Genomic DNA, 17,816 nt, shown 5'->3' on the forward strand with positions numbered 1-17,816 from the left:
GACCATACGGGGCCTTTGGCCCCGTTGTTCTTTTCGGGCCTTTCCCCATGCATTGGCAAACTACCCGTTTTGATATTGACCTGACCCAGCCCAAAGTGATGGGCATTGTCAATGTCACGCCCGACTCGTTTTCGGACGGTGGGCACTTTGCAGCCGCATCGGCAGCTCTCGCGCACTGCGAGCAACTCATCAAGGATGGCGCCCATATCCTGGACATAGGCGGTGAGTCCACCCGTCCCGGCAGCCCGGCTGTTCCATTGGACGCGGAACTGGCGCGTGTGTTGCCGGTGGTGCGCGAGGCGGTCAAGTTGGGGGTACCGGTGTCGGTTGATACCTACAAACCCGAGGTCATGTGGGCGGTGCTCGACGAAGGTGCCGATATCGTGAACGATGTCTGGGCCTTGCGCCGGGACGGGGCATTGCAGGTCGTGGCCTCATACCCTCGCTGCGGTGTGTGCCTGATGCACATGCATCGCGATCCACAGACCATGCAGACTGCACCCATGGACGGTGACGTGTTGCCACAGGTGATCCGTTTCCTTGAGCAGCGGATCGATGCAATGCACGCCGTGGGTGTGGCCCGTTCACGCATCGTGCTGGATCCTGGCATAGGGTTTGGCAAGACGGTGGCGCAGAACTTCAGCTTGCTCGCGCGCCAGACCGAACTGCTCGCCATGGGAGTCCCGCTGCTGGTTGGCTGGTCCCGCAAGTCGTCGCTCGGCAGCGTGAGCAACCAGGACGTGCCCGAAAAACGTGTTTCTGCCAGCGTGGCTGCGGCACTGCTGGCCGTTGAACGTGGTGCACACGTGGTGCGGGTACACGACGTGCGCGAAACGGTGGATGCGCTGGCCGTTCTGGCGGCCCTGGGATAGCTGCTTCCTGCTGCGCTTGAGGACCGAAGGACCGCAGGTCCAGAAACGAATCCGGCCTCTTTCCTGCTCATGCGGGCAGAAGAGCCGGGCAGAAAAAAGTGGGTCCAAACACTTCACTCCTGAATGATGTTGCATCGGTTGTAGTGCCTAAGTTACAATAAGGCGCGCTATCAAAAAACATTCAAGGAGGGATAGCCAGCATGTCAGTGCCTGACCAGTACGTTCAGTGCGCGCGCTCGCCGCGTCTGTATCGCTTCGGCACGACCTGCTGACTTTCATGGACATGCAGGACTGCCAGGATCTCGCCGTTCCCAAAGAGGTGATTCAGCACGTCGTGCACGTGGAGTCCTCGCGCAATCCCTTTGCCATCGGTGTGGTCGGCGGCTATCTGGCCCGGCAGCCACGCAGCCTGGAAGAAGCGCTCGCTGCAGTGCAGCAACTCAAACGGGAGGGCTACAACTTCTCCGTTGGCATTGCGCAGGTCAACCGGTACAACCTCGCGAAATATGGCCTGGCGACCTACGCAGAGGCGTTCGACGTCTGCGCCAATCTCAAGGCAGGCTCCCGCATTCTGCGTGAGTGCTACGACCGCGCCCAGGACTGGGGCAAAGCTTTCAGTTGTTACTACTCCGGCAATTTCGTCACCGGGTTCCACCACGGCTACGTGCAGAAGATATTTGCTTCCATGCGCAGGGCTCAATACGGCGTGACTGGTCAAGCCGAGCCGATCAGAATCATCCCGTACGACCGCGGTCCCCGGAAGCAATCACGTGAAGACAGCCTGCCGTTGGGGCGGGCCGGCTCCGCAACGGATGGGCCTGCTGCAGTGCATGCCGCTCCTTCTGCCTATCCCGAGCCGTACGCCATCCGCAAGTACCAACCATCAACACCCTTGTCGGTGACCGCCGCGGCAATCGCCAACAGCACACATGCTCCGGCGAGGCAGCTCGGGGAGGCTGAAGTCGCAGCGGAAACGGCTGAAGGCCGACCCGCGATGCCTGTTCCCGGGCCAGGCGCCGTGACGCCTGTTTCAAAAACACCCGCTTCGAACGACCTGAGCCACATCCCGACCCAAGTCGTGGGTGTCAACGGTGATCCTTACCAGACGCGTGTCTTGCCCCCCCAGACGGTGGGGCTGCCGGGTGATCGCTTGCCGTTGCCGGACCCGAACGCGCCGAATGCATCAGCCGAGATAAATCCACGCAAACCACCGAAGAGCAGCGCGGACCGCGCCATCACAGCGCGAAAGGGCGGGAGCCTGCTGCACACCAACGAATCGCCTGCGAAATCTGAAAACACCGCCGAAGGTGGACAGGCTCAAGGTGAATCCGTGCTTGAGCGTGGTGGGTCTGGAGCCGCGGATAAATCATTTGTTTTTTAACTACCTATAGAAAAGGGACTTCATCGTGCGTAAATCTGGTTTTAATTTTTCGATGATCGATTTGAAAGTTTTAGCAATTGGGTTTGTTGCGTTTGCTCTTCTTTCAGCGTCTCCCGATTTGCTTGCTGAGTCAACTTTCACAGAAGCCTGCGAAAACGTCAATACCTTTGTCACCACCTTGCTCACCTTGTTGCGCGTCATATCTGTTGGCGTGGTGACCATAGCTATCATTTTTGCTGGGTATCAGATTGCATTTGCGCATAAAAGATTCACGGATATTGCTCCAGTGCTGATCGGTGGGCTATTGATTGGCGGTGCGGCCGAAATCGCGAAATGGTTTGTTGGAAATACGGCGGCTGCAGGGTGTTAAGCAGACTGCTTTGATGCTGGGTCGTATCGATTGAAATAGAATCTCGCACCGGCTTCGGCCTTGGAGCTGGTGTGGTATTTTTGAAAGTTCGCTCGTGAAAAAAGATGTGCTGTTTCGTGGTTGTACCCGTCCGCCGATGATTTTGGGTGTGCCTTACCTGCCCTTTGTGATCGGGACCGGTATCCCACTCATGATGGCCATGTATTTTTCATTGTACTTTCTGCTTTTGATCCCGATCTCTATCTTCGTTATGAGGACAATGGCCAAAAAGGATGAGATGATTTTTCGTCTGATTGGGTTAAATCTGGTGTTTCGCTTTTTGCCCAGAAATCGACAGCAATATGGAGGCGCTTGGGTGTTTGGTCCATCCAGGTATAGAAAAAAAGCAATCAAGCCGACTGGATATGAAGTCTGAGTTGTGCGTGCTTTGCGTCAGCTAATTTTGAAATTTTGGTGCTCTTATGTTATCGCCTGATGCGAATTGTAGCAATTTCATTCCTTTCAGTACCCATGTGGATACCCACGTGGTGAAGTCTCGGGAAGGTGACTACACGATTACGTGGTTGCTCAGCGGATTTCCATTCGTGGGGCGGGAGGACTGGGAGCTCGAGCATCGGCACAGGACATTCAATAGCCTGCTTCAAAGCCTTCGAGCACCAGATTTTGAAAACGTGGCCTTTTGGGCGCACGATGTGCGCCGGCGCCGTCCGATCAAGGCCGAGGCCCGATTTCAACACCGTTTTTGCCAAGCGCTGCATGACACCTACATCGAGCGGCTTTCCGGCAAGCACTTGATGCAGAACGAGCTGTATCTCACCATGATTTATCGACCCATGGTCAGTGGGAAGAAGTTCGCCGCTGTTTCGCGGGATACCGATGTCTTGCGGCGTGAGGAGAAGGCGTATCTCGAAAAAATCTACGAACTGGTCGGAAACGTTGAGGCCCTGCTTCAAGACTACGCCCCGTACCGTCTCGGTCTTTACGAGAGCATCCACAAACAGGTGTTCTCTGAAAACCTGGAATTTTTTGGCTACTTGGTGAATCATGTGGACGAGCCCGTTCCGGTGTTGCCTGCACCGATTTACGATTACCTGCCGACCAGCAAACACATGTTTTCAACGGGGAGCGGTGATTTCGCGATTCGAACGGCCAATGGTGACAATTTCTATGGCGCGATTCTTAACATCAAGGAATACTCAGACAGTTCTTGGCCAGGTATTCTGAATGGCCTGAAATATCTGGAATTCGAGTATGTTGTCACGCATTCGTTTACGCCCATGAGCCGCTATGACTCCATGAAGGCGCTGGAGCGAACCAAAGGGGCCATGCTTTCCTCCGAGGATAAGGCGGTCAGTCAAATCGTGGAGCTGGATTTTGCAATGGATCAGTTGGCCTCGGGCAACTTTGTCTTGGGTCAATACCATTTCAACATGGCCGTCTTTGCCTCCGATCAGGAGGAGTTATACAACAACGTGTCTCAAGCTCGTGCGCAGTTGTCGGGTGCCAGCTTTGTCACAGTCAAGGAAGATGTGGCCATCCCTGCGGCTTTTTATGCGCAGCTGCCCTGCAACTGGCGCTTTCGTCCTCGTATCGCGAATCTGAGTTCGCTCAATTTTCTTGGTTTGAGTCCTTTGCATAATTTTGCCACTGGAAAACCCAACTTCAATCCATGGGGTCCGTCGGTGAGCATTCTGCAGACCTTGAACAATCAAGCGTACCATTTTAATTTCCATGCGACCAAGTCGCACGAGTATTCTCTGGGTGAAAAGGCCATTGCCAATACCATGGTGATTGGCAAGTCGGGCACCGGTAAAACTGCGCTGATCAACTTCCTTCTGGCTCAGGTGCAGAAAATCCAGCCCAATCCCACGATTTTCTTTTTCGACAAGGATCGAGGTGCCGAAATCTTCATCCGAGCCTGTGGTGGAAGGTACTTCACGCTGGAAAAGGGGCGTCCAACCGGGTTTAATCCTCTGCAATGTGATAACACGCCAGAGAACGAGCAGTTTCTGGTGGAGTTGATGCAGACTCTTTGTGGAAAGGACAAATACAGCGCGTCCGAGCAGGAAGACCTCATTCGTGCAGTGCGGGCCATTCTCGACACACCGATGCATTTGCGGACAATGACCAATCTTCAGAAGAGCCTGCCCAATATGGGTGAAGACAGTCTTTTCGAATGCATCTCGGTTTGGTGCAAGGGAGGGCCTGCAGCCTGGGTATTTGATAACGCCAAAGACAGGATCGACTTTTCTGGTTCCAATATCATTGGTTTTGACTACACGGAAGTCATCGAAGATGGCAAAACCCGAGAGCCCATCATCCAGTACCTGCTGCACCGCATGGAGAGCCTGATCGACGGCAGGCCATTCATCTACGTCATGGACGAATTTTGGAAAGTCCTTGAAGGCAAAGGTGGTCTCAAGGATTTCGCCAAGAACAAGCAAAAAACCATCCGGAAACAAAATGGTCTTGGAATCTTTGCTACCCAGAGCCCGCAGGATGCGCTCAACAGCGATATCTCGGCTGCGCTCATCGAGCAGACCGCGACGCTGATCCTGCTGCCCAATCCGAACGCGGATGCCAAGGACTATCTCGATGGCCTCAAGCTTACCCAGGCCGAGTTTGAACTGGTGGTCGGGCTGGACGAGCGCAGCCGCTGTTTTCTGGTCAAGCAGGGGCACAACGCCGTGTTGTGCCAACTCAATCTCAACGGCATGGACGACGAACTGGCGGTGCTGTCAGGCTCCAGCGACAACGTCGAAATCCTCAGCGAACTGCTTCGGGAGCATCCGGCACCTGAGCAACCTGATACATGGTTGTCGGAATTCCACGCGCGACGCAAAGGTCTTCGCACCCAACGCAAAGCCGTGATGGCCAACAGCAACGAGTTCTTGCGTCATGCGCCAACTTCGTTGGAAGAGATTAATTGATATAACCACTCTGCACGGGGAGAACATAACGTGAATATTGCATCTCGGGATTCTTTGATTGCGTTTCTGACGATTCTTTTCGCCTTTGGGAGTCAAGCAGCATGGGCGTCCAAATGCGGAGGTGTGGCGCAGGGCGGCAGCACCGGTGGTGCCTATTTCAGTCAAGGCGTCCCTTACGAGGAAGACGTTTTTTCGTTTTGCGCTATCGGTGTTCCGGCGCATTGTTGGGCGCCCACCGGACCTGGAACCTGGACCCAGACCTGCTATTACCTCAACAAAAAATGGATTCCAAAGTTCGAGGAAGTGTGCGTTCATGGAAAGACCATGGGTGCCTGGAAGGCGACCAGCAGCCATCAACCGTTGAACACCAAGGGCGACCCCAAAAGCCAGGATGGCATGAGCACTTGCGAACATGGAGATGACTTCTGAGCATGCTCATCTGCGTTCAGGAAGCCCCATTTTTCTAACGAGCTATCCCCAAAAATGATGATTTCAAAAAAAACCCTGTCTGTCACACCCCGCTTGTCTTTGCTGGCCTTTCTGGTTGTGCTCCAGGCCTGTACCACGCCTCAGGCTGTGGACATTGCGGACAACTGGACGCCGGTGAACTCGCTCAGCGAGGTTCCTCAGGAGATCCCGCTCAAGGAGGAGGCTGAGTTACCCAAGTTCCAGATGCTGCCAACGGATCCGACCCTGCGTCACATGCTGGAGCGCTGGGCAAAGGAGTACGGCGGTTCGCTGGATTGGCAGTACCCCAGCGATCTGACGCTGGTGAGCGGTCTGGAATCTGTCAAGGACAACAACCTGCAGCGAGCGCTCAATACGGTTCGCCGCAGTTATGCCGCGCAGAAGCTGCGGGTTCAGGTGACGGCCAACAAGTCAATGCTGGTGACCAAGATGCCTTGAGCACGGCATCTATCCACATGACGGTGACGAATCAACAAGGTTTTCAGGGCGGATATGGCATTTTTTAAACGCGAGTTGTCGCAGGCTTCGCAGGAGATCCTCAAGAAGTCGATGGATTTCGAATCGAACGTGATCACCATGGTCAAGCGCAGCGAACGCCGGGCCTGGATCGTGGCGTTTTGCTCGATGGCCGTCACGGTGTGTCTGGTGGTCAGCATCGCGTACATGCTGCCACTCAAGGAGAAGGTGCCTTATCTGGTGACGGTGGATTTGAAGCGAAGCACGAGCACGGTGTCGCACCTGCGGGACAACGTGGCGGCGACCGGCATCTACGCCAGCGAAGCGCTGAACCGAAGCCACGTGGCGCGCTTTGTGCAGGCGCGCGAGGGCTACGACTACGACACGATCAACGAACACGACTGGGAGTACGTGGCGGCGATGTCGAACGATCAGGTCAAGGGCTTGTTCGTGAAGCAGTTTGACGGCACCGACAACAGCCCGGAGAAGAAGTGGGGTCGCAATTTTGCGATCCGTATCAAGGTCAACAGCATTGTGTTCAATGGTCTGGACGAGGAACGCGGTGCGCGCCCGACGGGTGCGACTGTGCGGTTCGAGAAGTGGAAATTCGACAAGAGCACGGGCAAGAGCGAATACCTCAGCAGCCACGTAGGCACGTTGCGCTATGAGTACAAGGCCAATCTGCGCATGGAGGACAACCTGCGCTTGCGCAACCCGTTGGGCTTCCAGGTCACGGCCTTCAAGGTGGACGACGAGTTCAATGCGCCGGTTTTCAAGGCGGGAGAACAGGATGTGGGCATGCCCTTGCTCACGGAGGAGGAGGGCGTGTTGCACCGCGGTGCTGAGGCCGCGCAGACCTCGCAACCGACGTCACCAGTGGATGCAGCAACCAGCCTGCCAGGCGCGCCTGCCACGCCAACCCAGGGGCAATGATGTTGACCAAACCCAGCAAGCAATCTCGAACAGACAGGGACCGCCAGAAGATGATCAAAAACACTCGCTTTCGATGGCTTTTGGCCGCACTGGCCGCTTTCAGCGTGACCGGGTCAGGTGCCGCCTTGGCGCAAGAGGTGCGCGATGTGGTCTATCGACCCGACCAGGTGGTCCGTGTCAACACGGGTCTGGGCATTGCCACGCAGATCGAGATCAGCGCCCAGGAGCAGATCAAGGACTTTGGCACAGGTTTCAGCGACGGCTGGGAGCTGGTGCGGCGCGACAACATCTTCTACATCCGGCCGAAGAATGTGGACGTCGACACCAACATGTACATCCGCACGAACATGCGTTCGTACCTGTTGGATTTGCGGGTGTCGGCCACCAAGTGGCGCACGCTGGAAGAGGCGAAGAGCGCGGGGGTCTTTTACAAGGTGCGTTTTGTCTACGGCAGCGATGAGCCTGACAAGGCGAGCAGCATGGCGGCGGTGAATGCGGTGCTGTCGCCGTCGCCGAGCGGACTGAACTCGCAGAACAACTACCACCTGAACTACGACTATTCGACGGTTCGCGAGGACTCCACCATCGTGCCGACGCGGGTCTACGACAACCAGCAGTTCACCTACATCCATCTGCCGCCCATGGCGAACTTCCCGGCGGTGTTTGGTCGCCACGAACGTGCCGGCGAAGAGTTTCTGGTGAACACCAAAAGCGAAAAGAACGTGATGGTGGTCCTGGGCGTTTACCCGTATCTGGTGATGCGCCTGGGCAACGATGTGGTTGGATTGAGGAGGAACAAATGAGCATGCAATTTCCCAATGGGGGCAATCCAGGTCCGGCTTTGTCGGACAACATGCCCAAGCTGTCGGCGGGTCTCACGCGCGGCGTGAACAAGACGGCGGTGGCCTACATCGTCCTGGTGTCGATGGCCACCATCGGCATGACGCTGTGGGTGGCCAGCAATGCGTTCTCGGCCGATGGCGACGACAAGAAGCGGGTCACCTTTGAAGAAGTGACGGTGCCCGAAAAACCGGTGTTGAAGCTGCCGCCCCCGCCTGTGGTGCTGGCTGCGTCGACCGAGGCACCCCCGTTGCCGGAGCCAGCTGCGATGGCCGACGCGCCCGCAACCCGGGACGACCTTCTGGAGCGGCGCATGGCCAGCCGGGACAACCTGATCGCGGCGACCGACAAGGGTAAGAAGAACCCCTTCTTCGAAGACGAGTTCTCCGCCGTGAAGCGGGGCGCCGTGGAGGTTCTGGCCAACGCCGACTTCACCCTGACGCGCGGCACGTTCATTCGCTGCTCGCTGGAAACGAAGGTGGTGTCCACTTTGCCCGGCATGACTTCATGCATCGTCACCGAGCCGATCTATTCGGTGAACGGTCGGCGCCTGCTGATCGACAAGGGTTCCAAGGTCACGGGTGAATACAAATACGCCGATGAGCACTACGACCGTGTCGGTATCGTCTGGACCCGCGTGTTGACCACGACCGGTCTGGATGTTCGGATCGACAGCGCTGGCACGGACGCATTGGGCGGAACCGGGGTGCCGGGCCACTACGACGGTCACTGGGGGGAGCGCATTGGCTCGGCCTTGCTGGTGAGTCTGCTCGCGGACGGCATCGACGCCGGTGCGCAGAAGTTCGCGGATCGCAACGACATTCGCGGGCGTGAAACCTCGCAGTACGACAGCGATGGCCGTCTGGCCAGCACGCGGGTGGACCCCTGGGAATCTCAGACCGCCACCACGGTGAAGAAAGCGGCTTCAGACATGCTGGCCCGATCGGCCAACCGCAAGGCCACGGTGACCGTGCTCAACGGCACGGTGATCAACATCTTCGCCGCCCGCGACGTCGACTTCTCCAGCGTGATGCGGTGATCGCGGGCGTTTGCACAACATGACGGAACAGCCGAACGACGAACCGATCGCGAACATTTCCACGGAGTTTCTGGAGTACCAATACCACGTGTTGGGGATCTCCGGCTACCTGAGCGACCCCAACGTCACCGAGATCTGCATCAACCGGCCAGGCGAGGTGTTCCTGGAAACGGCGGCGGGCTGGCAACGGATGGATGTGCCCGGCCTCACGTTTGACCGGGCGCGCCAGTTCTGCACCACGGTGGTCAACGAGAGCAAGACGGGGCAGCGCATCACCAACGTGGACCCCGTGGTCTCGCTGACGTTTCCGACCGGGCAGCGTGCCCAGTTCGTGCTGCCGCCCGCGGTGCCGGCCGACCAGGTCTCCATCACCATCCGCCTGCCTTCGCGCTACACCAAGACGCTGAACCAGTACCAGAACGATGGCTTCTTCGATCAGATCCTTGAAGAGGATGGAAGCATCAGCGCGATGGATCAGGAGTTGCTGGAGCTCAAGAGAGCCCGCGACTACCACGGCTTCTTCAGCCAGGCCGTGCACTACAAGAAGAACATCGTGGTGTCGGGCGCCACCGGCAGTGGCAAGACCACGTTCATGAAATCGCTGGTGACACACATCCCCGACGACGAACGCCTGATCACGATCGAAGACGCCCGCGAGCTGTTCATCGAACAGCCCAACGCGGTGCACCTGATCTATTCGCGGGGTGGGCAGGGCACGGCCAACGTGTCGGCCAAGGGTTGCATGGAGGCCTGCCTGCGCATGAAGCCTGACCGCATCATCCTGGCGGAAATCCGCGGGGACGAGTCGTTCTACTACATCCGCAACTGCGCCTCGGGCCATCCGGGTTCCATCACCAGTTGCCACGCCGGCAGCACCAGCCAGACCTGGGACCAGATGGCCTTGATGATCAAGGCCTCGCCCGAAGGTTCGGGCCTGGCGTTCGCCGAGATCAAGCGACTCCTGATGTTGACCATCGATGTGGTGGTGCACATCAAGGCCCACGCGGGGCGGCGCTACATCACGGGCATTGACTTCGACCCGCAACGCCGATTGGCCATGGACTGACCTCATGTTGTTGAACAAGTTTTTTGTTTCGTGCGTGCTGGTGCCGTGCATGGCCATGGCGCTGTCGGGTGGTGCCCAGGCCGCGTCGCCCCGGGCGCGCCACGATTTGACGCCGGTCGGAATGCGTGGCATCTGGTACCCGAAGACCGAAGCCGGTGCACAGCAGTGCGCACGGTATGTTCGGCGGCGCCCGGTGGAGCTGGACCCCGGCGCATTGCAGATCGGCGACCAGAACCTCATGGAATGGGGACCTGAGGGTCGGCACAAAGTGGTCTTTGTGGTTAAAGTCCGGCCGAAGCGGCGTTGGACCTGGCGCCTGCAGGGGCTTCTGGACGTGTATCCGTACGAGGCGCCCAAGGTGTTGGAAACCTATGTTTTCGAGCTCCGCAAGGACGAGCTGCGCTGGTCCAGAAGAGTCGTTGACGTGGTGACGGAGCGGGTTGAAACCTCGGTGTACGTCCGCTGCGTCTAGGGATGGTGGCCGTCGGGGCGGGACTGTTTCGTGTGAACGTGAAATGAGGGAGTTGGAGTGATGAAAAAGAATGGCTGGTGGATGGTGTGCCGCTGGGTCGGCGTGGGCCTGGTGGGCGGTTGGCTGACCGCCTGCGCCGGGCTGGAAAAGATGGTGGATCGGGGTCTGGAGCCCATGCTGGTTCAGCTGGCGCCAGACAGCGAGGCCCACCGGTTCGACTTCGTGTTTGACGACAGCGCCGACGGTGACGATCAGTTTTATGGCGCGGGCTTTGTGGTGGTGAGTCAGGGCGACAAGGAGCTGCAGGCCATACCGCATGCGTTCGAGCTGCCGCGCGACCACCTCGATGGTCGGCAGTGGTTGAAGTTCTGGGACGCCAACGGCGATGGCTGGCAGGACTTCGCGGTGGTGCGCTTGCTGGCCCCCGAGAGCCAGATGCCCGTGTCGGTGCTGTACCAGTACGAACCGCAGACCCGCACCTTCGTGGCGGTCGAACCACTGTCGCATCTGGGCGAACTGATGCCGGCCGGCCGGGGTTGCCTGCGGTTACGCTTCGCCGTCGAGGCCGGGCACACCGCCCAGGAAACCCATTGTTATTCCGCCCAGGCGGCCCGATGGGTTCGCCAGCTGGGGCAGGGCACCGGGTGGGCACAGGCCCCGGCCGATCAGGCTTGCCAGGGGCCCACCCCCGAGTTGCTGGGCTGCCGCAAGTCGAGGCTGGAAGCGGACAAGGAGATGCAGGACGTGGTGCGCGAATACCGCAGCGCCCAGCGCCAGCTGCTGCAGCAGAACCAGAGCCGCGACTACGTGCAGGCCTTCTCGCGCAACCTGGCCATCTCGCACGCGACCTGGCTGCGCTACCGCAACGCACGCTGCGCCTTGTTCGTGCGCGAGCAGGCCCTGCCTGCGCCCTTGTTCAACTCGGCGATCGAGGCCTGTCGTTACGACCTGTCGCGCTCGCAGATCCAGCAGTACAAGGTGCAATTGGCGCGGCTGTCCAGCCAGAAGGAGTGAGCGGATCATGCGCCAGACCCGGCTGATGTTCCTGGCGGCCGTGCTGTTGGCGCTCTGCCTTGGTGGCGCTTACCTCAGTGGCCTGATTCTGTTCTGGCGCCTCGGTTTGCCATTGGAGGAGCTGGGCCTGACCAGCTACCCGGCGTACTGGTGGGCCCATTCGGCGCACCCCCAGTTCGGGAAAACCGTGCAGTCCAGCGGCCTGATGGGCTTTGCCCTGCCGTTGCTGGCGCTCCTGGGAGCACTGGTGCTGGTGTTGAGGAAACAGCGCCCGAACCTGTACGGTGAGGCCCGTTTTGCCCAGATGGCCGACCTGCGCCAGCGCAAGATGCTGGCGCCCTCGGACACCGCGCTGGTGGTGGGCAAGAAGGACGGCAAGTACCTGTATTTCAACGGGCAGCAGTTCGCCATACTGGCCGCACCGACCCGCTCGGGCAAGGGCGTGGGCCTGGTCATTCCGAACCTGCTGAGCTACCAGGGCTCGGTGGTGGTGCTGGACATCAAGCAGGAAAACTTCGATCTGACCAGTGGTTTTCGCGCCCGCTACGGACAGGAGGTCTACCTGTTCAACCCCTTCGCGGAAGACCTGCGCACCCACCGCTGGAACCCGCTGGGCTATGTGTCCGATGACCCGAACTTCCGGGTCAGCGATGTGCAGAGCATCGCGGCCATGCTGTACCCCGCCACGGACCTGCACAAGGACCCGTTCTGGGCCAACCAGGCGCAGAACGCTTTTGTCGCGTTCGCCCTTTACGCGTTCGAGCAGGCCGCTTACCTGGCCCGCTTCTTCGGCTCGGAGGGGGAGCGCCCTCCAGCGCCCACCATGGGGGCGCTCTACCGCCTGGCGTCCGGCCGCGCGGGCCAGGACATCAAGGCCTATTTGGCCGATCTCGCCAGTTGGCCCCACCTGAGTCCGAGCGCCAAAGCGGCGTTCGCCACCTTGCTGGGGCAGGCCAACGAGACCTTCGCCAGCATCATGGGGACGTTAAAGGAGCCGCTGAACCCCTGGCTCAACCCCGTGGTGGACGCCGCCACCAGCGCCAACGACTTCGACATCCGCGACGTGCGCAAGAAGAAGATGAGCATCTACGTGGCGATCCAGCCCAACAAGCTCGCCGAAAGCCGCTTGATGCTTAACCTCTTCTTCAGCCAACTGATCAACCAGAACACCAAGGAGCTGCCCCAGGCCAACCCGGCGTTGCGGCACCAGTGCCTGCTGCTGATGGACGAGTTCACCAGCATTGGCCGGGTGGACATCATCGCCAGTGCGGTCAGTTTCATGGCTGGCTACAACCTGCGCCTGATGCCCATCGTCCAGAGCCTGTCGCAGCTGGAGTCGACCTACGGCAAGGAGCATGCGCGCACCATCATGACCAACCACGCGCTGCAGATCATCTTTGCGCCGCGCGAACAGCACGATGCCAACGAATACAGCGACATGCTGGGCTACACCAGCATGCGCAAGGACAGCGTGAGCCGCAGCAGGTCGCGCGAAAGCAGCTACACGCGCAGCGAGAGCGACGAGCGCCGCGCGCTGATGCTGCCGCAGGAGCTCAAGGCCATGGGTGACGACAAGGAGATTCTGCTCGTCGAGGGCATGGCCCACCCGGTGATGGCGGACAAGATCCGGTATTACCAGGACCCGGCCTTCAAGGAGCGGCTGTTGCCCAAGGTGCCGGTGCCGCTGCTGACCCTGCCGGGCAGCGAGCCCCCGGTTCCCCACACCCGGGCCGACCCCGTGTTGACCCGCGATCCGATGCCGCAGACCCCACCGCCAGTGGTGCAGGAGAGCGTGGAGTCCTCATTGGCGCAGCAGTACGAGGCGCATCGCCAGCGCATGCCCGCGACCCCCAGCGAATACACCGGGCTGGCGGGGATTCAACACGAGGTGGATGGCTTGCTGCACCAGCTGGAGCGGTAGGGCGGGCCGAACCGTCCCGGGTTCTTGGAGGGCGATGCAGGCAAGTCCTAAAATGCCTACCAGGCCACCTGGGGTGGCCCTTGCCCCTTGCGGTCGAGCCCGCCCATCTTTCTTCCCCCTATGACACGACAATACTTTGGCACCGACGGCATACGTGGCACGGTTGGCCAGCCGCCCATCACGCCCGACTTCGTGCTGCGCCTGGCCCATGCTGTGGGGCGGGTGCTCAAGCAGCACGAAAGCCGACCCACGGTGCTGATCGGCAAGGACACGCGCATCTCCGGCTACATGCTGGAAAGCGCGCTGGAATCGGGCTTCAACTCGGCGGGTGTCGACGTGGTGCTGCTCGGCCCGGTGCCAACGCCCGCCGTGGCCTACCTCACGCGCGCCCAGCGCGCCAGCCTGGGCGTGGTGATCTCCGCCAGCCACAACCCGTTCGACGACAACGGCATCAAGTTCTTCAGCGCCCAGGGCACCAAGCTGCCCGACGACTGGGAACTGGCGGTCGAGGCCATGCTGGCGCAGCCGCCGGCCTGGGCCGATTCGGCCAGCCTGGGCAAGTCCCGCCGGCTCGACGACGCGGCGGGTCGCTACATCGAGTTCTGCAAGAGCACTTGCTCCCATCTGTTCACGCTCAAGGGCCTGAAGATCGTGGTGGACGGCGCGAACGGTGCGGCGTACCACATCGCTCCCGATGTGTTCCACGAACTCGGCGCCGAGGTGGTCCGGATCGGCTGCGCGCCCGACGGGCTGAACATCAACCAGGGCGTGGGCGCCACACACCCCCAGGCGCTGGTGGACGCGGTGAAGGCGCACGGCGCCGACTACGGGATCGCGCTCGATGGTGACGCTGATCGGCTGCAGATGGTGGACACCACCGGGCGCCTGTTCAATGGCGACGAGCTGCTGTACCTGATCGCGGCCGACCGCATCGCCCGCGACATCGACGTGCCCGGCGTGGTGGGCACGCTCATGACCAACATGGCGGTGGAGCTGGCCTTCAAGCGCAAGGGCGTGAAGTTCGTGCGCGCTCGTGTGGGCGACCGCTACGTGCTCGAAGAGCTGGAGCGGCACGGCTGGAGCCTGGGCGGCGAGGGTTCGGGGCACTTGCTGGTGCTCGACCGCCACACCACCGGCGACGGCCTGGTGTCGGCCCTGCAGGTGCTGGCCGCCTGCATGGACAGCGGCCAGACCATGGCGCAGCTGTTGTCCGACGTGACGCTGTTTCCGCAGACGCTCATCAACGTGCGCCTGCAACCCGGCCAGGATTGGAAGACCAACACCCGCCTGGACGAGGAGATTCGCGCGGTGCAAGCCGAGCTGGGCGAGACCGGCCGGGTGCTGATTCGGCCCAGCGGAACCGAGCCGCTGCTGCGCGTCATGGTCGAGGCGCGCGATGCGCAGCAGGCGCAGTCGTGTGCCGAGCGGCTGGTCGAGGCCGTGAAGTCGCAGGTGCCGGCGTGAGCGCCGCCCGGCCGCTCCGAAGGCGCTCAGCCCCGCAGTGCGCAGCACGGAGGGGCGTCCAATGAGCGCCGCGCCGGGCCTCTTCCCTGCAAGCCCGCTGGGCGAAGGAACCTCCTTGAACCGGCAACCCGCGTCGGCCATCACGGTGCGGCGGGCAGACTACACCGACCCGCTGCACCAGGCCGCGCTGGTGATGCTGCTCGACGCCTATGCCAGCGACCCGGCCGGCGGTGGTGAGCCGCTGTCCGCCTTTGCCCGGGCGCACCTGGTGCCCGAGCTCGCCGCCCGTCCGCAGGCCTACAGCGTGCTGGCGTTCGACGGCGAGGCGCCGGTGGGGCTGGTCAACTGCATCGAGGGGTTTTCCACCTTCGCCTGCCGTCCGTTGGTGAACGTGCACGACGTGGCCGTGCTGGCCAGCCACCGTGGGCATGCCATTGCCGAGCAGATGCTGGCGTTGGCCGAAATCATCGCCCGCGAGCGCGGCGCGGTGAAGATGACGCTGGAGGTGCTCTCGGGCAACGCGCCCGCGATCAAGCTCTACCAGCGCATCGGCTACGCCGGTTACCAGCTCGATCCTGCGATGGGCACGGCGCAGTTTTTTCAGAAACTGTTACCCCCCGCGCCGGGCTCTGAATGAGCCCGTCACCCCCCAGGGGGCGATGCAAGCGGCCCGGCGAAGCCGGTTCCGCCGCATCCTGCAACTTTGATCCTCGTTGCTCAGTAGAGCAAGTGGGGCTCGCGCTCCTTTTCCCAGGCCGCCTCGTCCGGCTTGGTGATCGCTTCGAGGTCTTCGGGCTTTGACTCCGGATCGTCCACCCACTCACGCAGTGCCGGCCCGCCGTTGATGAGGTCGATCGCCAGGCGGTCGTGTTCGTATTCGTAGGCGAAATCGCGCCACAGCGGGTAGTCGGGCGCCTGCAGCCGCAGGGCCTTGAACGCCAGTGCCTGCAGGCGCCAGGGCTGAAAGGCGGTGTGGTCATAGTGGGTCGGGTCTTCCACGTGGATCTGCACGCCGGCGCAGAGCTGGCCCGCGTGTTTGTGGAAGGTGGGCTCGAAGAAGCATTCGCGCAGCACGCAGCCGCGCAGCCATGGCGGGGCGATGCGGCGCATGTCGGCGATCAGTCGGCGGGCGTCGAGGTCGGGAGCACCGAATAGCTCCAGGGGGCGCGTGGTGCCGCGGCCTTCGCTGAGCGTCGTGCCTTCGAGCATCACGGTGCCGGCGTAGGCACGCGCCATCCAGAGGTTGGCAGCGTTCGGGCTGGGGTTGACCCAGGTGCGCTCGGCGGGCCAGCCAAAACCGGGAGCCGCGTCGGGCGCCCAGCCCTCCATGGTGATCACGCGGTAGTCGACCGTCAGGCCCAGCGTGGCGATGAACCAGTGGCCGAGCTCGCCCATGGTCATGCCGTGGCGCATGGGCATGGGGCCGGCGCCGACGAAACTTTCCCAGCCTTCTCGCAGCGTCAGGCCCTCGACCGGGCGGCCGGCGGGGTTGGGGCGGTCCAGCACCCAGACCGCCTTGCCGTGTTGTGCCGCGGCTTCGAGCACGTAGCGCAGCGTGGTGATGAAGGTGTAGATGCGGCAGCCCAGGTCCTGCAGATCGACCAGCAACACATCGAAACTGGCCATCATCGCGTCGGTGGGGCGGCGCACCTCGCCGTAGAGGCTGAACACGGGGATGCCCAGACGAGGGTCGAGGTAGTCGGGTGACTCGACCATGTTGTCCTGCTTGTCGCCGCGCAGACCGTGCTGCGGGCCGAAGGCGGCCGTGAGTTTCAGGTCGGGCAGGGCGGCGAGGGCGTCGAGCGAATGCGTGAGCCCGCGCGTGACCGAGGCCGGGTGGGCCAGCAGGGCGATCCGCCGGCCGGCCAGGGGCGCGCGCAGGGCGGGGTCTTCGATGAAGCGTTCGATGCCGAATTTCATGCGGTGTCTCGGGAGGCGGTGGGTGGGTCGAAGAGGGGCGGCAACAGGTCCAGGGCGAAACTGTCGCGGTGGTGAAAGTCGGGGCGCGCGCCCGGGTGCCGCAGGGCCCAGTAGCTGAGCCGGCCCAGGCGGTCTTCCAGCACGGCGGTCAGTCCGAGCTGCAGCGGCTGCCCCGCCGCTGGCGCGGGCAGGGCGTGGTGGGGCAGCCAGGCCAGCAGGGTCAGGGCGTGCTCGGTGGTTTCCAGTTGCAGATCAGGCACGACGGGCGCCTGTCCGGCTTCGGCCGGCAGGTCCCGCACGCGCTCGGCGCTGAAGCGGTAGGCCGCCCACTGGCCCGAGGGGGAGAAATTGAATTCGCGGTAGGCCGACTCACCGGCGCGGGCCACGAAGGCCTCGAAGCAGGTGTGTTGCCACAGGCCGTCGGCCGGGCCTGGCAACGTTGGCTCCGGGAGGCGCAGGCCGCCCACCTCACCGCGCAGGTGGTAGCTCAGCAGCCAGCCGGGGCCTTGTTCGGAGCCGGCCACCGCCAGCGCCACGCTCACCCGCAGATTCAGAGCGCAAGGGGTAGCCGGATGGCACAACAGGGGCTGCGCCGCGGCGGGCAGTTGCAGGCGGGAGGGCGCGGGGGTGGGGGCGTCGGGCGTCACAGCCCGTATTCTGGCAGGGGCGG

Annotated in this window: 18 protein-coding genes; 16 read left to right on the forward strand and 2 right to left on the reverse strand. The window is 61.5% G+C overall.

Annotated elements, in window-relative coordinates; all coding sequences use genetic code 11:
• Nucleotides 1-47 precede the first annotated feature (47 nt).
• From folP to HTA01S_RS06930, 16 genes are all read left to right on the forward strand, one after another.
• Complete coding sequence (folP, locus tag HTA01S_RS06870; protein ID WP_068168386.1) at nt 48-872, forward strand: dihydropteroate synthase; 825 nt, start codon at nt 48-50, stop codon at nt 870-872.
• Nucleotides 873-1,149: 277 nt separating this feature from the next.
• Entirely contained in the window at nt 1,150-2,253 is a 1,104-nt protein-coding gene (locus HTA01S_RS24600) for a lytic transglycosylase domain-containing protein (protein ID WP_218017314.1), read from the forward strand.
• A gap of 52 nt (nt 2,254-2,305) precedes the next feature.
• Nucleotides 2,306-2,623, forward strand: coding sequence for a TrbC/VirB2 family protein (locus tag HTA01S_RS24605; protein WP_084235916.1), 318 nt, complete (start codon nt 2,306-2,308; stop codon nt 2,621-2,623).
• Nucleotides 2,624-2,717: 94 nt separating this feature from the next.
• Nucleotides 2,718-3,038 (forward strand): type IV secretion system protein VirB3, encoded by a 321-nt coding sequence (locus HTA01S_RS24610; RefSeq protein ID WP_084235917.1) that lies wholly within the window; start codon nt 2,718-2,720, stop codon nt 3,036-3,038.
• Nucleotides 3,039-3,084: 46 nt separating this feature from the next.
• The gene (locus HTA01S_RS06880; RefSeq protein ID WP_068168392.1) at nt 3,085-5,553 is read left to right on the forward strand and encodes a VirB4 family type IV secretion/conjugal transfer ATPase; all 2,469 of its coding nucleotides are present in this window, start codon (nt 3,085-3,087) and stop codon (nt 5,551-5,553) included.
• Between the two features lie 30 nt (nt 5,554-5,583).
• Nucleotides 5,584-5,982: a hypothetical protein gene (locus tag HTA01S_RS25135; protein WP_157572004.1), complete on the forward strand. Its 399-nt coding sequence runs from the start codon at nt 5,584-5,586 to the stop codon at nt 5,980-5,982.
• A 93-nt stretch (nt 5,983-6,075) separates the two neighbouring features.
• Nucleotides 6,076-6,459, forward strand: a complete 384-nt coding sequence (locus tag HTA01S_RS06885; protein ID WP_068168395.1) for a TcpQ domain-containing protein — start codon at nt 6,076-6,078, stop codon at nt 6,457-6,459.
• A 54-nt stretch (nt 6,460-6,513) separates the two neighbouring features.
• On the forward strand, nt 6,514-7,410 hold the full coding sequence (locus HTA01S_RS06890) for a virB8 family protein (RefSeq protein ID WP_068168397.1): 897 nt from the start codon (nt 6,514-6,516) through the stop codon (nt 7,408-7,410).
• On the forward strand, nt 7,410-8,213 hold the full coding sequence (locus HTA01S_RS06895) for a TrbG/VirB9 family P-type conjugative transfer protein (protein ID WP_218017315.1): 804 nt from the start codon (nt 7,410-7,412) through the stop codon (nt 8,211-8,213). The genes HTA01S_RS06890 and HTA01S_RS06895 overlap by 1 nt, the downstream gene beginning before the upstream one ends.
• Nucleotides 8,210-9,289, forward strand: a complete 1,080-nt coding sequence (locus tag HTA01S_RS06900; RefSeq protein ID WP_084235919.1) for a TrbI/VirB10 family protein — start codon at nt 8,210-8,212, stop codon at nt 9,287-9,289. The genes HTA01S_RS06895 and HTA01S_RS06900 overlap by 4 nt, the downstream gene beginning before the upstream one ends.
• Before the next feature lie 19 nt (nt 9,290-9,308).
• Nucleotides 9,309-10,355 carry a P-type DNA transfer ATPase VirB11 gene (gene virB11, locus HTA01S_RS06905; RefSeq protein ID WP_068168402.1) on the forward strand — a complete coding sequence of 349 codons (1,047 nt, stop codon included), beginning with the start codon at nt 9,309-9,311 and terminating at the stop codon, nt 10,353-10,355.
• 4 nt (nt 10,356-10,359) lie between these two features.
• Nucleotides 10,360-10,827, forward strand: a complete 468-nt coding sequence (locus HTA01S_RS06910; protein WP_068168405.1) for a hypothetical protein — start codon at nt 10,360-10,362, stop codon at nt 10,825-10,827.
• Between the two features lie 60 nt (nt 10,828-10,887).
• Nucleotides 10,888-11,841, forward strand: a complete 954-nt coding sequence (locus HTA01S_RS06915) for a lysozyme inhibitor LprI family protein (protein WP_068168408.1) — start codon at nt 10,888-10,890, stop codon at nt 11,839-11,841.
• A 7-nt stretch (nt 11,842-11,848) separates the two neighbouring features.
• On the forward strand, nt 11,849-13,762 hold the full coding sequence (locus HTA01S_RS06920; protein WP_084235920.1) for a type IV secretory system conjugative DNA transfer family protein: 1,914 nt from the start codon (nt 11,849-11,851) through the stop codon (nt 13,760-13,762).
• A gap of 120 nt (nt 13,763-13,882) precedes the next feature.
• Nucleotides 13,883-15,226, forward strand: coding sequence for a phosphoglucosamine mutase (gene glmM / locus HTA01S_RS06925; RefSeq protein WP_068168411.1), 1,344 nt, complete (start codon nt 13,883-13,885; stop codon nt 15,224-15,226).
• 193 nt (nt 15,227-15,419) lie between these two features.
• Nucleotides 15,420-15,863 (forward strand): GNAT family N-acetyltransferase, encoded by a 444-nt coding sequence (locus HTA01S_RS06930; protein ID WP_407656099.1) that lies wholly within the window; start codon nt 15,420-15,422, stop codon nt 15,861-15,863.
• A gap of 80 nt (nt 15,864-15,943) precedes the next feature.
• Here HTA01S_RS06930 and HTA01S_RS06935 read toward each other — a convergent pair whose 3' ends face one another.
• Nucleotides 15,944-17,146, reverse strand: coding sequence for an exo-beta-N-acetylmuramidase NamZ family protein (locus HTA01S_RS06935; protein ID WP_068168418.1), 1,203 nt, complete (start codon nt 17,144-17,146; stop codon nt 15,944-15,946).
• Nucleotides 17,143-17,793 carry a DOMON-like domain-containing protein gene (locus HTA01S_RS06940; protein ID WP_157572006.1) on the reverse strand — a complete coding sequence of 217 codons (651 nt, stop codon included), beginning with the start codon at nt 17,791-17,793 and terminating at the stop codon, nt 17,143-17,145. The genes HTA01S_RS06935 and HTA01S_RS06940 overlap by 4 nt, the downstream gene beginning before the upstream one ends.
• Nucleotides 17,794-17,816: the final 23 nt, after the last annotated feature.

It is taken from the genome of Hydrogenophaga taeniospiralis CCUG 15921 (genome assembly GCF_001592305.1).
GTDB lineage: Bacteria > Pseudomonadota > Gammaproteobacteria > Burkholderiales > Burkholderiaceae_C > Hydrogenophaga > Hydrogenophaga taeniospiralis.

Coding starts and splice junctions, on each gene's coding strand:
- folP (WP_068168386.1), top strand. CDS start 48: ATGCATTGGCAAACTACCCGTTTTGATATTGACCTGACCCAGCCCAAA.
- HTA01S_RS24600 (WP_218017314.1), top strand. CDS start 1,150: ATGGACATGCAGGACTGCCAGGATCTCGCCGTTCCCAAAGAGGTGATT.
- HTA01S_RS24605 (WP_084235916.1), top strand. CDS start 2,306: ATGATCGATTTGAAAGTTTTAGCAATTGGGTTTGTTGCGTTTGCTCTT.
- HTA01S_RS06880 (WP_068168392.1), top strand. CDS start 3,085: ATGTTATCGCCTGATGCGAATTGTAGCAATTTCATTCCTTTCAGTACC.
- HTA01S_RS06890 (WP_068168397.1), top strand. CDS start 6,514: ATGGCATTTTTTAAACGCGAGTTGTCGCAGGCTTCGCAGGAGATCCTC.
- HTA01S_RS06895 (WP_218017315.1), top strand. CDS start 7,410: ATGTTGACCAAACCCAGCAAGCAATCTCGAACAGACAGGGACCGCCAG.
- HTA01S_RS06900 (WP_084235919.1), top strand. CDS start 8,210: ATGAGCATGCAATTTCCCAATGGGGGCAATCCAGGTCCGGCTTTGTCG.
- virB11 (WP_068168402.1), top strand. CDS start 9,309: ATGACGGAACAGCCGAACGACGAACCGATCGCGAACATTTCCACGGAG.
- HTA01S_RS06910 (WP_068168405.1), top strand. CDS start 10,360: ATGTTGTTGAACAAGTTTTTTGTTTCGTGCGTGCTGGTGCCGTGCATG.
- HTA01S_RS06915 (WP_068168408.1), top strand. CDS start 10,888: ATGAAAAAGAATGGCTGGTGGATGGTGTGCCGCTGGGTCGGCGTGGGC.
- HTA01S_RS06920 (WP_084235920.1), top strand. CDS start 11,849: ATGCGCCAGACCCGGCTGATGTTCCTGGCGGCCGTGCTGTTGGCGCTC.
- glmM (WP_068168411.1), top strand. CDS start 13,883: ATGACACGACAATACTTTGGCACCGACGGCATACGTGGCACGGTTGGC.
- HTA01S_RS06930 (WP_407656099.1), top strand. CDS start 15,420: ATGCTGCTCGACGCCTATGCCAGCGACCCGGCCGGCGGTGGTGAGCCG.
- HTA01S_RS06935 (WP_068168418.1), bottom strand. CDS start 17,146: ATGAAATTCGGCATCGAACGCTTCATCGAAGACCCCGCCCTGCGCGCG.